The 13,773-nt window shown below is 43.5% G+C and carries 11 protein-coding genes; 5 read left to right on the plus strand and 6 right to left on the minus strand.

Going from position 1 to position 13,773, the window contains the following annotated elements:
- Window positions 1-13 precede the first annotated feature (13 nt).
- Window positions 14-1,366: a vanadium-dependent haloperoxidase gene (locus DN752_RS07950; RefSeq protein WP_112786462.1), complete on the plus strand. Its 1,353-nt coding sequence runs from the start codon at window positions 14-16 to the stop codon at window positions 1,364-1,366.
- Window positions 1,367-1,619: 253 nt separating this feature from the next.
- Here DN752_RS07950 and nadD read toward each other — a convergent pair whose 3' ends face one another.
- The 4 genes from nadD to DN752_RS07970 are packed head-to-tail and all read right to left on the minus strand — an operon-like array spanning window position 1,620 to window position 3,676.
- A complete protein-coding gene (nadD, locus tag DN752_RS07955; RefSeq protein WP_112783449.1) occupies window positions 1,620-2,186 on the minus strand; it encodes a nicotinate (nicotinamide) nucleotide adenylyltransferase in 567 nt (188 codons plus the stop codon).
- A gap of 6 nt (window positions 2,187-2,192) precedes the next feature.
- Complete coding sequence (gene gmk / locus DN752_RS07960) at window positions 2,193-2,765, minus strand: guanylate kinase (RefSeq protein WP_112783450.1); 573 nt, start codon at window positions 2,763-2,765, stop codon at window positions 2,193-2,195.
- Between the two features lie 18 nt (window positions 2,766-2,783).
- A complete protein-coding gene (locus tag DN752_RS07965) occupies window positions 2,784-3,056 on the minus strand; it encodes an anti-sigma factor (RefSeq protein ID WP_112783451.1) in 273 nt (90 codons plus the stop codon).
- 29 nt (window positions 3,057-3,085) lie between these two features.
- On the minus strand, window positions 3,086-3,676 hold the full coding sequence (locus tag DN752_RS07970) for a sigma-70 family RNA polymerase sigma factor (protein WP_112783452.1): 591 nt from the start codon (window positions 3,674-3,676) through the stop codon (window positions 3,086-3,088).
- 135 nt (window positions 3,677-3,811) lie between these two features.
- On the opposite strand from DN752_RS07970, the gene DN752_RS07975 reads away from it, so the two are divergent.
- The 4 genes from DN752_RS07975 to murA all read left to right on the plus strand — a co-directional run bounded on the left by DN752_RS07975 (window position 3,812) and on the right by murA (window position 10,794).
- A complete protein-coding gene (locus DN752_RS07975; RefSeq protein ID WP_112783453.1) occupies window positions 3,812-4,648 on the plus strand; it encodes a lysophospholipid acyltransferase family protein in 837 nt (278 codons plus the stop codon).
- A 1,779-nt stretch (window positions 4,649-6,427) separates the two neighbouring features.
- A complete protein-coding gene (locus tag DN752_RS07985; RefSeq protein ID WP_112783455.1) occupies window positions 6,428-8,686 on the plus strand; it encodes an ATP-dependent helicase in 2,259 nt (752 codons plus the stop codon).
- 132 nt (window positions 8,687-8,818) lie between these two features.
- On the plus strand, window positions 8,819-9,487 hold the full coding sequence (locus tag DN752_RS07990) for a DUF4290 domain-containing protein (protein WP_112783456.1): 669 nt from the start codon (window positions 8,819-8,821) through the stop codon (window positions 9,485-9,487).
- The gene (murA, locus tag DN752_RS07995; protein WP_112783457.1) at window positions 9,487-10,794 is read left to right on the plus strand and encodes a UDP-N-acetylglucosamine 1-carboxyvinyltransferase; all 1,308 of its coding nucleotides are present in this window, start codon (window positions 9,487-9,489) and stop codon (window positions 10,792-10,794) included. The genes DN752_RS07990 and murA overlap by 1 nt, the downstream gene beginning before the upstream one ends.
- Window positions 10,795-10,852: 58 nt before the next feature.
- On the opposite strand, the gene DN752_RS08000 is transcribed toward murA, so the two are convergent.
- Both DN752_RS08000 and dnaN read right to left on the minus strand, forming a co-directional pair.
- Window positions 10,853-11,677, minus strand: coding sequence for a hypothetical protein (locus tag DN752_RS08000; RefSeq protein WP_162633155.1), 825 nt, complete (start codon window positions 11,675-11,677; stop codon window positions 10,853-10,855).
- Between the two features lie 796 nt (window positions 11,678-12,473).
- Entirely contained in the window at window positions 12,474-13,598 is a 1,125-nt protein-coding gene (dnaN, locus tag DN752_RS08005) for a DNA polymerase III subunit beta (RefSeq protein WP_112783459.1), read from the minus strand.
- Window positions 13,599-13,773: the final 175 nt, after the last annotated feature.

A 13,773-nucleotide genomic window follows, 5' to 3' on the forward strand; every position in this document is an offset into this window, starting at 1 on the left:
ACCCCTGATAGTTATGAGACGAATTGCCCCCCACTTCCTATATTTCGCGCTGTTTGCAGCACTACTGAGCTGTGAGACCAATAAGCAAAACACTCCTGAACTACCCACCAGGTATATTGGAGAGGTGACACAGGAGATGACCGAGCTGATGATCCATGACGTTACCAACCCTCCTTTGGCTGCCCGCTTTTTCTCCTACGCCTGCATTACCGGATATGAGATCGTGTCCCAGAACGACTCGACACTACAGGACCTCCATGGGCTACTCAATCAATATCCCAACATCAAAAAGCCTTCCGATTTCCCTGAACAATCGTATCAGTTGAGTGCCGTACTCGGCATGATTCAGACAGCAAAGTCCATTCAGCCTTCAGGAACTGAACTCCAAGGATATGAAGATGCACTCTTGGATAGTTGTAGGAAAATGGGCTTTTCGGAGAATACCATCGATCAGTCCCTCGCATACGGTAAAGCCATGACAAAAGCCGTGCTCGAATACATCAAATCCGACGGATATAACCTAATAAGTAATTATCCACGATACACCCCATTGGGTACGCCCGGCAGCTGGTACCCTACTCCTCCCGGGTATTTTGCACCAGTCGAGCCTTATTTTGACACGGTTAGGCCTTTCTTTCTTGATTCTGCAGCACAGTTCAAGCCACTCGCGCCGGTAGCCTTTTCGGAGGATAAAGATGCTGAATTTTATAAAATCACCAAAGAGGTATATGATGTAGAATTGTCCGAAATAAACAAGGAAATCGCTGCTTTTTGGGACTGTAACCCCTTTGCACTACAGGACAATGGCCACCTCATGGTCGGCATGAAGAAGATATCCCCAGGTGCTCACTGGATGGGCATCACCAACATTGCCTGCCAAAAGGCAGCACTTTCCTTTACGGAATCCATCAAGATTCACACGATGGTGGCCACCACATTAATGGATGGGTTTATTGCTTGTTGGGATGAAAAGTATCGTAGCAACCGCATCCGACCGGAAACAGCCATCAGAAAATACATCGACCCTACTTGGACGCCATTTCTGCAAACACCGCCATTTCCGGAGTACCTCAGTGGCCACTCGACCATCTCCACGGCCGCGGCAGTCATCTTGACGCATTATTTTGGAGACAATTTCAGCTATTCGGACACTGTCGAAGAAAGGTATGGACTAAAAGCACGAAACTACACCTCTTTCAATCAAGCAGCCAACGAAGCAGCCATATCAAGGCTATATGGTGGAATACATTTTATGGACGCCATCACACGTGGACAGAAACAAGGAAGAGAAGTAGGTGCCTGGGTCATTGATAAACTCCCCTCCCAGCAGGGTGAAGCCAGCACTGCCCAAGCGCTGAAAAATTGATTTAGTAATTCGGTAGTTTAACCCGGATTATGCGTTAGGAATCGTAGTGAGAGCTGAAATTGCAAGAAAATCAGTTAGTTTGGAGGCATTAGCGTAGCACCGCTACGGTAATGCCTCCAAACTAAAGTGAAACAGCTGATTTTGAAGCAGTTTCAGGTCACAACAGATAGGCTAATGCATATTCCGGGTTTAACCCACAATATACATTAGACTATTATACATCCAGTACGATGGACCTGGAAGCAAAGCCCTTTTACACAAAAAATTTCTTTCCCTTGATATAATCTTCCACCAAGGGAGGCAGTAAGTACGTTACGGATTTGCCTGCTTCTACAGACTTCCTGATAAAAGTCGCGGATATATCGATCAGTGGAGCTTCCACATGACGCACATTAGGGTGGTCATAATCTACGGATTCTCCCGGCCGGGGATAGACATAAAGTCCATATTGACCAAGAATCTGTTCGCTATTTTTCCATTTGTGGAAGTGCGTCAGGTTATCTCCCCCAATGATCAATTTAAAATCATATTGGGGATGCTTTTCGGAAAGGTAAGTAAGTGTATCTATTGTATAACTGGGCTTGGGCATATGAAACTCCACATCGTTTGCACGGAAGCGGTAGTTGCCCTCAATTGCCAGTTCGACCATTCTCAAACGATCAAACTCATGGAGCAATGCTTTTCGTTTTTTAAACGGGTTTTGGGGGGAAACCACAAACCAAACTTCATCCAGATCCGTCCTGTCCTGCATGACATTGGCGATGATCAGATGCCCAATATGTATGGGGTTAAAAGAACCGAAAAATAAACCTACCTTCAATTTCCTTTATTTCTCGATGAATGCATTGATTAACTTCTCTGCCTCTTGAAATGACTTCTCCATATTGTCATTGACGAGCGTTGCGTCGAATTGCTCCTCAAAGGTCATTTCAAACTTCGCCTTGTAAATCCTCCTTGAAAGGCTCTCCTCCGACTCGGTTCCCCGGTCCTTAAGCCTTTCTTCCAAGGTATCCAATGAAGGTACTTTTACAAATACCGCAAGTGCCTTTTCGCCAAAATATTCCTTAAGATGCAGACCACCTTTGACGTCCACATCGAATATGACGTGCTTACCACTGTCCCATATCCGCTGGATCTCGGATTTCAACGTGCCATAAAAATTCCCTTCATAAACTTCCTCCCATTCGATGAATTCATCCTGATCAATTTTTTCTTTAAATTCTTGGGGAGACAAGAAGTAATAATCCTTGCCGTGCACCTCATGCCGGCCGCGCTTATCTCTGGTACAGGCAGAAATTGAGAAGCCCAAGTCACTACGGGAGGAAAGGAGATGTTTGACAATAGTCGTCTTTCCGGATCCCGATGGAGCCGAAAAAATAAACGCTTTTCCAGATGGCATAAGATAGGTGGTGATTGCTTATTTAATGTCTTCTATTTTTTGACGGATGCTTGCCGCCAATTCTCCAGGTACAGCTTGCTTGGTACATTTGGTTTTGAGCATCTCACGAATGGCTTGTTCCAGATGGTAATGCTCAAAGCATGGCTGGCATTTGGACAGTTTTTCCTTCAGGACTTCCTTGGAACCATCACAGTCTTCCCCGTCCAAAATACGCTCCAGTAGCTGAAAGCACTTACTCACATCACCACACTCAAGTTTCCTTTCTTCGGATGAGTTTACATTTTTCTCCATGTCACTTTATTTTCACTTTAAAACTCAAATCATTCTTCATCAGCATCATAGCCCATGTCCTTTGCATAAGAATGTAATTTATCCTTCAATAAGTTCCGGGCACGGTGCAATCTTGACCTTACAGTACCTATGGGAATGTCCAGAATCTTGGCCATTTCCTCATAAGTAAAGCCTTCTAGGTCACACAATATGATCACTGTTCTGAAGTCTACAGCTAAGCTGTTCAAGGCATTGGATATTTCATCCCCCAACATGTCCTTCACTGCATCCACCCTCAGATCAGAGGTAATATTGTAATCAACACTATCTGAGTTATAATAAGTTTCAACCTCTTGATAATCAACTTTGGCAGGCTGCTTGCTTTTCTTCCTGTATTCGTTGATAAAACTGTTTTTCAATATCCTGAACAGCCAAGCTTTGGCATTGGTACCCTGCTCAAATGAGTTGATAAAACGGTATGCTTTTAAGTACGTATCCTGTACCAGGTCCTTGGCATCATCCTCGTCAAATGTTAGCCTGAAGGCAAAATTATACATTGAGTCTATGTGAGGCATAAACTCATTGTCGAAGATATTATTCTTCTCTTTGTCGCTATATTTTTTCTTTTGTACCTCAGACATAAGTTTCAAAAATAATCATTGACTCAATTTATCACTAATTTTTTGAAAGAATTCGCTCCTTTTGATTTATTTTGGGCTTCAAAATCCGTCGTTTCATCCTTTCAATAGGACGGATTTAACGTAAGACAGCTATTAATGTTTGTATTCCGCCTAATTTCTTATCTCCCCTTGTGGGTCCTTTATATCTTTTCTGACTGTTTTTACTTGGTCGCCTATTACATCGTTGGTTACCGAAAAAAGGTAGTTTGGAAAAATCTCCAACACGCATTTCCCGAAAAAACCGATCAGGAATTAAAAAAAATCATGCGGGAGTTTTACCGCAACCTCACTGATTCCTTCGCCGAGACCATTAAATTGATGACGATGGGAAAAGCAGAAATAGCAAAAAGATTCCAGCTCGAAAACATGGATCTCCTCCGCGACCTTCTTAAGAAGGAGCAGGTCATCGTGGGGCTTACAGCTCATTTCTTCAATTGGGAAGGACACCCGCTTTCCGTAAGGGCTTTAGTGGACGAGCGGATCGAAATTGTCTATCAAAAAGTCACCAACCCGTTTTTCGAAAACCTTATGAAAACCATCAGAAGCAGGTTTGGCGGATATTTAGTGGAAAAGAGCAAATTCCAACGGCACTTTATCAAACACAGGCTGCATCCCCGCCTCATCGGCCTGGCCGCAGACCAACGCCCCAACAGAGAGGACCAACGCTACCATGCCAAGTTCATGCATAGGGAAACCGGTTTTTTTGAAGGTGCCGAAAAAATCGCCAAGCGGTTTGAGCTTACCGTGATCTTTTCTGAAGTCCACAAGCTCAAACGTGGCCACTATAAATTCACCTATCGTTTTGTCGCTGAGCCACCCCATGACACCCGTGAACACAGCATCACTGACCAGTTCATCGCCCTCACCGAAAAAAATATCCGGGAGGAGCCGGCGCTTTACCTCTGGTCACACAACCGCTGGAAAAACAGCTGAAATTAGAGAAAAGAAGGTAGACCCAAGAATAAAGACAAAATGAAAGGGCTGTGCTAAATCCCTGCCCCAGCACTGCCAAGCTTTGAGTCAATGACTCATTTAAGCTATTCAGGATTTGCCCCCCTAATGGATGTCCTTCTGCTAGCTATTGACCAGTCAGGGCGAACGCATTTAAAAAAGTGTTCCAGTTTGAATATATCTGCCGTTCCTATGGAAGTTAACTTCATATGCTTTATCAGACTTTCCTACTTTTTCCATTGATGAAAAAGTAGGCAAAAAATCTAGGCCATGGAGCATTCTTCACATTAAGTAGTTGGGTTTACGAGAACGAATTGGTTTGCCTTAATTTGATTTTGTGCCAGTTGCTATGGGCTAAAAATGAGTGGATCTCGCTTGTCCACTGCACGAGCTAACTCATTTTCTTAACGCCCCCATCAACTGTCCCAAAACCGAATGCTCCAAAGGCCGAATAACGGACTCACAGTGAATACTTCGTTTCTCCGAGGCTAAGTGTTGCGTTACGGATACACATAAACTTATCTAAACCATTCTCCCCACCTGGGCAGATAGGTGCGGTGGATTATTTGTTCTTTAGACCAACTGATGCCCTTGCTCTTTCAGTATTTGCCGGGAGAGGTTGCTGCTATTCCTAATGGACAAACTGCGGTAAAGTGCCAGCGGCACGATAAATTTAGTAACCTGCGGATTCATCCGCAGGACGTTAAGCACTCATCAGCCTCCAGAAGGAGTGCCAGCGGCACGGATGATAGCTGCCCTACACGAAATTAATACTAAATGCGGTTGCCCTGATTGACCAGTATTCTCCTTTTTTTTCACCCCAAAAAAGAGTATATTGAGTTCTTTTTCTACTAAGAACTCCTATGAAATCCAAAACTCTTTTGCTCATTCCGGCACTTTGAGCAAGTATCTTTGACATTGCAGTAACAATTTACCACCAGCCTGCCAGCTATTGGTCTGGCAATTTGAAACATTATAACGAAGGTAATCCAATAGGGGCCTTTTTTATGGGCAATCATGTCTATGGGCTTTTTCTTGTCTGCGGGGTTTGGTTAATACTGATTTTTTTTATCGGAAAATCCTTAAAAGGGACAGGTCAAAAATTCTTTTTACTTTTGTGGTCATTGCCCACAGCTATGGAGCATCAACTTGGCTTTCCAGCCGCCACGGATTCTGGTATGCAATGATGTTGATTGCATTCAATTCCGCCCTTTATATATTTATCAATGAAAACAGTCATTCGCTTGCCGATGTATCGCAAGCTGATGACGCAGATTTTTATGATATTCGCTGATCTGATTATGCGCTTTATTGCCAGTAGGTGTTATTTCTCACCGAACGCACAGAACACCCAGAATGGAATAAGGCTTTTCTGCAATTTCCATGTTTTCTGTGAGCAGCTATTTAACCCGGAATATGCATTAGCCTATCTATTGCGGTATGAACCTACTTCAAAATCAGTCGCTTCGCTGCTGTTTTCGATTTCACCATAGCGGTGCTATGCCTCAATCTCCAAACAGCCTGATTTTCTTGCAGTTTCAAACCTCATCACGATTCCTAATGCATAAACTGGGTTTAATTTCCCTGTGACTACTGGTAGCAATGCGGGTAATCATATTCGCTGATTTTTCACCGGGGACATTTAGGAAATCAGCGTAGTATCAATCCGAAATTTTCCAATCTTTCAATCTTAAATCCCAAATCCTTTTACGTAAATAAACTATTACTCTTAACTTTGAGGTTTATAGGAGGAAAAGAAGTATGGATTATTTAGAAGGTTTAAATCCCCCACAAAAAGAAGCAGTAGAACACACGGAAGGCCCACTGATGATTATTGCTGGCGCCGGATCTGGCAAAACCAGGGTGCTCACCTACCGGATTGCCCACCTGATCAAAGCCAAAAAAGTAGATCCCTTTCAGATTTTATCGCTGACCTTTACCAATAAGGCCGCCAGTGAAATGCGCCATCGGATTGAAAGGCTGATCGGATTGGAAGCGCGTAATACTTGGATGGGCACATTTCACTCTATCTTTGCCAAGATCCTTCGGGTAGAATCCGAAAAAATAGGTTTCCCTTCCAACTTCACGATTTATGACACCGATGACAGTAAATCCCTGATCAAAAGTATCGTAAAAGCCAAAAACTTGGACGAAAAGGTGTACAAACCGAACACCGTACTTTCCAGGATCTCCGGAGCCAAGAACAGGCTGATCTCATGGGAAAGTTACATCAACGACCCCTATATCAAAGCGGACGATGAAGCCGCCATGAAGCCCCGCATGGGAGAGATCTACAGAGCTTATCAAAAAAGGCTGTTTAAATCCTCGGCAATGGACTTTGACGACCTATTGTTCAATACCAACGTGCTCTTCAGGGATCATCCCGATGTGCTCAACAAGTACCAGCAGCGCTTCCGCTATGTGCTGGTGGACGAGTTTCAGGACACCAATTTATCCCAATACCTGATCACCAAAAGACTGGCTGCAGTCCATCAAAATATCTGCGTAGTGGGCGATGATGCACAAAGTATCTATGCCTTCCGTGGGGCTGATATTCAGAATATCCTGAATTTCGAGAAAGATTACCCAGACCTGTATGTGGTCAAGCTGGAGCAAAATTACCGCTCTACAAAGAATATTGTGGAAGCGGCCAATTCCATTATTGAAAAAAACAAAGCCCAGCTCAAAAAAAATGTCTGGACCCAAAACGACAATGGTGACCTCATCGAGCTGATCAAATCCGCTTCGGACAATGAAGAGGGAAGAATGGTGGCATCTACCATCTTCGAAGAAAAAAACAACAAAAAGCTCCAGAATAGCGACTTTGCTATCCTCTACAGGACCAATTCCCAATCCAGGGCACTGGAGGAAGCACTTCGCAAGATGAACATCTCCTATAAAATCGTGGGAGGGCTATCCTTTTACCAAAGGAAGGAAATCAAAGACCTTATGGCTTATTTCCGCTATGTGGTCAACCCAGACGACGAAGAGGCGTTCAAGCGAATTATCAATTACCCCAAAAGAGGGATAGGACTGAGCAGTGTAGAAAAGATGATGGTCGCCGCCTACGAGCACGACATCCCCCTATGGCAAGTCATTACTAATTCCACCAGTTTTTTGCCTGGCCGTGCCGCCAATGCAGTTTCCGACTTCTCTACGATGATCAAGAGTTTCCGCATGGAAACCGAGCGCAAAGACGCCTATGAAGCTGCTTCCATCATGGCCAAGCAGTCGGGCTTGCTAAGAGAACTGTACGAGGACAAGACGATAGAAGGGCTCAACCGCTATGAAAACGTCCAGGAATTGCTCAATGCCATCAAAGAGTACGTGGACAATAAGGACAATGAAGACAAAAGCCTCGGAGCCTTCTTACAGGAAATCGCCCTGCTGACGGACAATGACCGAGACAAAGATGAAACAGATGCCGTCACCTTAATGACCATCCACTCATCGAAAGGCCTTGAATTCCGACAAGTATTCGTCGTAGGTATGGAAGAAGACCTATTCCCTTCCCAGATGATGATGCAAAGCCGTGAAGACTTGGAAGAGGAAAGACGGCTATTCTACGTGGCTTCCACAAGAGCCATGGAAAAATTATACTTTAGCTACGCCATTACTCGTTATCGTTTTGGTAGGCTGTTGGATTGTGAGAAAAGCAGGTTTCTGGATGAAGTGGACCCCAACTGTATCAGGGTCACCAAAAGAAAGGGGCAAAAACCCATAGGTGATCACTTCGGCCAAAACAATGGCCGAGAAGGAAAAACCGGATTTGTAGGACTTAAAACCCCGTCGGTAAGAAAAAACACCACGGCCAAAGTCCACACTCCAAGCCCTGACTTCAAGCCTTCCAACACCAATAACCTGACAGAAAGCATGAAAGTGGAGCACCCAAAATTTGGCTATGGGAAAGTACTAAAAGTAGAAATCGAAGGTTTAAATAAAAAAGCAACGATTGGCTTTGACAATTTTGGAGAAAAGACTTTATTACTTAGCTTTGCTAAGCTGCGAATAGTGGAGTGATCAAAGCAATTATCTTACCCAATAGTCCATTCCCAAATCGTCAACTTATAACAAGTACTAAGCTCGACCAGCCCATTTAACGACATTTTTTCGTAACTTGAAACATTCGTTAATATAAAACTGGGGCATGGTATGGAAGAAAAAGAAAAGCATAAACACTCAGTAATTTTGAAAGAATACGGAAAAAACATTCAGAAATTAGTGGATTATATCATCACTGTTCCTGATAGAGCCAAGCGCACAGAGCAGGCTTACACGCTAGTAGAATTGATGAAGCAGCTCAATCCTCAGCTTAAAATCGAAAATGACCAAAAGCTTTGGGACGACCTGTTCATCATGTCAGGTTTTGAGCTGGATGTAGACAGTCCTTTCCCAATGCCTGAAAAGGAACTCCTTGGCAAAAAACCCCAAGTGGTGGGCTATCCTGAAGGTGAGGTGAAATTCAAACATTACGGTCGTAATATCGAAAAACTCATCGAAAGAGCAGTGGAAATAGAAAACGATGAAGAGCAGGAAGCTGCCATCATCTATATTGGTCAGCTTATGCGAAGCTTCCACTCCACCTGGAACCGAGAGAACTTCGATGATGGCATCATCATCGACGATATCAAAACCCTCTCCAAAGGAAAACTACACATTGACCTGGAAAAGGTAAGAGAAAACTCCCTTTTTGAAAGCAGCACCAGAAGGGACTTCAAACCCAGCTCCCAAGAGCAGTCATCCAACAACAACAATGGCGGTGCCCGTCGAGGTGGAAAAAGAAGGAACAACGGAGGTAATTACAAAAAACGCAGAAATTAATGTCCTCATTTCGAGTAAAAGGGGGATTGAAACTAAAAGGTGAAATCACCCCTCAGGGCGCAAAAAATGAAGCGCTCCAGATACTTTGTGCCGTCCTACTTACTGAAGAGACGGTCCATATCAACAAAATCCCCAACATCCGTGATGTCAACAAACTCATAGAGCTATTGGCAGACATGGGCGTTCAAGTATCCAAAACCGGGCCTGAAAGCTACCAGTTTAATGCCGCCAAAGTAAACCTTGACTATTTAGACACCGATAAATTTCTCACCAAAGCATCCTCCTTACGGGGCTCTGTAATGCTTTTGGGGCCACTTTTGGCCCGATTCGGCAAAGGAAAAATCTCCAAACCAGGTGGTGATAAAATTGGCCGTAGAAGACTGGACACCCACTTCGTGGGATTCCAGAAGCTTGGCGCCAAATTCAACTATGACACCGCAAGGGAAATATACAATATCGATGGCCATAACCTGAAAGGTGATTTCATGCTGTTGGATGAAGCCTCCGTTACAGGAACGGCCAACATCCTGATGGCAGCGGTAATGGCGGAGGGCAAGACCACCATCTATAACGCAGCTTGCGAGCCCTATTTACAGCAGCTTTGCGATATGCTCAATAGAATGGGAGCAAAAATAACAGGTGTGGGCTCAAACCTCCTTCATATCGAAGGTGTCAAAAAGTTAACTGGCACGGAGCACACCTTACTTCCCGACATGATAGAAATTGGCTCATTTATCGGACTTGCCGCAATGACCCAATCAGAAATCACCATCAAGGATGCCCAAATCCATCGACTTGGAATTATCCCAGACACCTTTAAGCGGATGGGGATAAAGATGGAGTTTAAAGGAGACGACATTTATATTCCCTCCCAAAAACACTACGAAATAGAAACATTTATAGACGGCTCCATCCTGACAGTAGCGGACGCTATTTGGCCTGGATTTACCCCAGACCTGCTCAGCATCGTCCTGGTCACGGCCACACAGGCCAAAGGAACTGTTTTGGTTCATCAAAAAATGTTTGAGAGCCGCTTGTTCTTTGTGGACAAACTTATCGACATGGGCGCCCAGATCATTTTGTGCGACCCTCACAGAGCCACCGTAATTGGACTGGACAGAAAATACCCTCTAAAGGGCATCAGAATGACCTCTCCTGACATCAGAGCGGGGGTTTCCTTACTCATAGCTGCGCTCTCAGCAGAAGGACAGTCCATCATCGACAATGTCGAACAAATTGACCGTGGCTACCAATACATAGACCAGCGGCTTAATGCCCTAGGCGCGGACATTGTTCGCATCGACTAGAACAAAAATAAGCACCGATAGACTAAACTACCGGTGCTCTTTTTTTAAAAAGTATCAGTTATCTCCTTGCTAATTTTTTCTCTTCCTCCTGGATCGCTGCTATATACTCATACAAGCTCAATACACGCTCAGATGGATAAATGGCTTTTGCCTTGGCCAGTTGCCTATAGGTCATCTCCTTATCCCCATCATTAAAATGGTGCACGGCATCATTATAATATTGTAACCCCGCTAATTCCCTTAAAGAAATCGAAGCATAAATGGTGCTTTCTTCCGAAAACTGGGATGTCACACTACCTAATTCAGCCAGCTGATCCACTTTTCCATTAATCACCTCAGTATTAAAAACTGAAATATATTGATTCACTGCTTCTTGGTCTTTTATGAAACCCGCCCGAGGCTCGGTACTTTCATAAATATACCTCCTATCACCTTCTCCGTGTATTAGTAAAAACACATGATAATCCGTTTCGATCACTTCATATTCAAAACCGTACCGATCCAACAACAAACCATAAATAGCAGACCCACTCACACAATCATAACTTCCCGTGGTCAGTGCTTCATTGAAGGAACTATGCTTTACATACTCTTTTAATACGTATTGATGGGCCTTATAAAAAACCTCACTTAAAAACCATTCTTTATAGGCTTTCCTTTTGGACCGCTTATCCAACTTACCGATCAACTTATCCAATTGTCCTGTCTTTACATCTGTGGAAGCATGTAAGGCCATCAACAAATCCATCGGAGCCGGATCATCCAAAAACAATCGTTGCTCTGTAGTGTTCTCAAACATGGAGGAATCAAAATCCCATCCTTGGGACATTGCATGACAAATCCCCGCAAACAACACTACTATACAAAACGCCAACTTTTTCACCTTCCCTCCTTTCTTTCTATGTTAATTTATTATTACTAAAATTAACAATTTGATAACATTGTATCAATAAAAACAAGCTAAATCATATGTTAAGTTTTTTAATCACCTGATTTTAATCTTTTTATATATTTCCGTATTGTTACCAAATAAAGAGTTTTTTATTAAAATAGCCAAGATACACTTCACCTCCCCCACCCTTCCTTATATTCAGGATGTGTGGAGATTGAAGCATCCGCCGCGCGAATGGTGAGCCTGTCTAGCGGCCGATAGCCGTCAGGCTAACACATGTAAGTTGCTGAAAATCTATGTCCTTATTGATGCTTGTGCTCTTCACAAATGGCCTAGGGGGGGGATTACAAATCCCCCTTATCTCGGTTCGATACTATAAACCTCAGTTCGATTATGAAACCGTTTCTGTACAGTGGTCGGAACATGCACTGCGTGCTTGTCTGGAGCCAAACAGGGCTTAGAGGGAGGCCTGAGCGGATGGAAGCCGTGGCAGCTCGCCGCGGCGAGTTGTCACACCCTTTTCCAACCCACATCCTCCTAAAAAGGGCCTGCCTGGGCAGACAGGTCCGCTATGACGTTTTTTATACTAAAAATAAGTCGAGCTCAGGTCAATACCTGTGCACCGTGGGATCGGCAAATGCATATTCCGGGTTTAAGAAAAAACAGCGTTCTGTCCAAACCATCCTCCAACTTTTCCGCTTGACCTCAGAACACTACCGAATACGCATAAAAAAAACCACGACCATTTTACAGATCGTGGCTTTGCATTTTCTTTATATAAAAGGTCTTACACGTAATTATTCAACATTACTGGCATTACCAACATTAGGATATCTTCATTTTCTCCTTTTTCACTTGGCACAATAAGACCTGCTCGGTTTGGAGCGCTAAATTTAAGTGTCACTTGTTTTGAGCTAATGTTGTTCAGCATTTCTACCAAAAACTTCGCATTAAAACCGATTTCAATATCTTCACCATCGTGCTCACAAGACAAGCGCTCATTTGCTTCATTGGAGAAGTCCAAGTCTTCAGCTGAAATTTGAAGTTCACTTCCAGTTAATTTCAACCTCACCTGATGCGTTGTCTTATTGGCATAAATAGCAATCCTTCTCAACGAGCTCAAGAATTCCACCCGATCAATGGTCATGTTATTCTCATTGTCCACTGGGATCACGTTTTCATAATCCGGGTAGCGCTCATCTACTAGACGGCAAATCATCTGGATATTCCCAAACTTAAAATAAGCATTGGAGTTATTGAACTCAACAGTTACAGGTACATTTTCGGAGGGAAGGGTAGACTTCAGCAAGTTGAGCGCTTTACGTGGCACAATGATGTTTGCAGCTTCTTCAGCAGCAATATCCACTCTCCTGTAACGGATCAGACGGTGACCATCTGTGGCCACGAAAGTCGTATTGGTATTGCTCAGATTCACATAAACCCCTGTCATGGCCGGTCTCAATTCATCATTGCTTGTCGCAAAAATGGTATTATTGATGGCGCTGCTCAGTACATCGGTGGACATATCCACTGCAGTGGCATTGCTCACAGAAGGGATATTCGGAAAATCAGTAGCGTTTTCACCGGCCAACTTATACCGTCCATTATCGGAACTGATCTCCACGCTATAGGTATCATGGTCAATGCTAAAAGTCACTGGCTGCTCTGGCAAATTCTTCAATGTTTCTATCAGAATTCTTGCCGGCACGGCTATATTTCCATCTTCCTTAGCCTCCACATCTATTTCTGTCATCATGGAAGTCTGTAGGTCTGATGCCGTAATGGTCAATTTTCCTTCTTTGATTTCAAAAAGGAAATTTTCAAGTATCGGCACTACCGGATTGGTGGTTACCACTCCATTGATTCCTGAAAGTTGCTTCAAAAGAGCTGAAGAAGAAACAATAAATTTCATGAGAATATGATTTAGTTATTCACGGTCAAAGCCAGCGATTATGTGGACGATTTCAAAAAAAACCAACATAACCTGACACTCCAAACCAATGCTTTTATTTCAATTAGTTTTCAACAGGGTAAATTTATAAATAAAATTAGAAAAGGAGGTACCTGCTGCCAATTTCTGCCTAAAA

The organism is Echinicola strongylocentroti, assembly GCF_003260975.1.
GTDB classification, from domain to species: domain Bacteria; phylum Bacteroidota; class Bacteroidia; order Cytophagales; family Cyclobacteriaceae; genus Echinicola; species Echinicola strongylocentroti.

What these genes read in the sequence shown, in the direction of transcription:
- DN752_RS07950 (WP_112786462.1), top strand. Translation starts at nt 14, where the DNA reads ATGAGACGAATTGCCCCCCACTTCCTATATTTCGCGCTGTTTGCAGCA.
- gmk (WP_112783450.1), bottom strand. Translation starts at nt 2,765, where the DNA reads ATGCCATCTGGAAAAGCGTTTATTTTTTCGGCTCCATCGGGATCCGGA.
- DN752_RS07965 (WP_112783451.1), bottom strand. Translation starts at nt 3,056, where the DNA reads ATGGAGAAAAATGTAAACTCATCCGAAGAAAGGAAACTTGAGTGTGGT.
- DN752_RS07970 (WP_112783452.1), bottom strand. Translation starts at nt 3,676, where the DNA reads ATGTCTGAGGTACAAAAGAAAAAATATAGCGACAAAGAGAAGAATAAT.
- DN752_RS07975 (WP_112783453.1), top strand. Translation starts at nt 3,812, where the DNA reads ATGTTTGTATTCCGCCTAATTTCTTATCTCCCCTTGTGGGTCCTTTAT.
- DN752_RS07985 (WP_112783455.1), top strand. Translation starts at nt 6,428, where the DNA reads ATGGATTATTTAGAAGGTTTAAATCCCCCACAAAAAGAAGCAGTAGAA.
- DN752_RS07990 (WP_112783456.1), top strand. Translation starts at nt 8,819, where the DNA reads ATGGAAGAAAAAGAAAAGCATAAACACTCAGTAATTTTGAAAGAATAC.
- murA (WP_112783457.1), top strand. Translation starts at nt 9,487, where the DNA reads ATGTCCTCATTTCGAGTAAAAGGGGGATTGAAACTAAAAGGTGAAATC.
- dnaN (WP_112783459.1), bottom strand. Translation starts at nt 13,598, where the DNA reads ATGAAATTTATTGTTTCTTCTTCAGCTCTTTTGAAGCAACTTTCAGGA.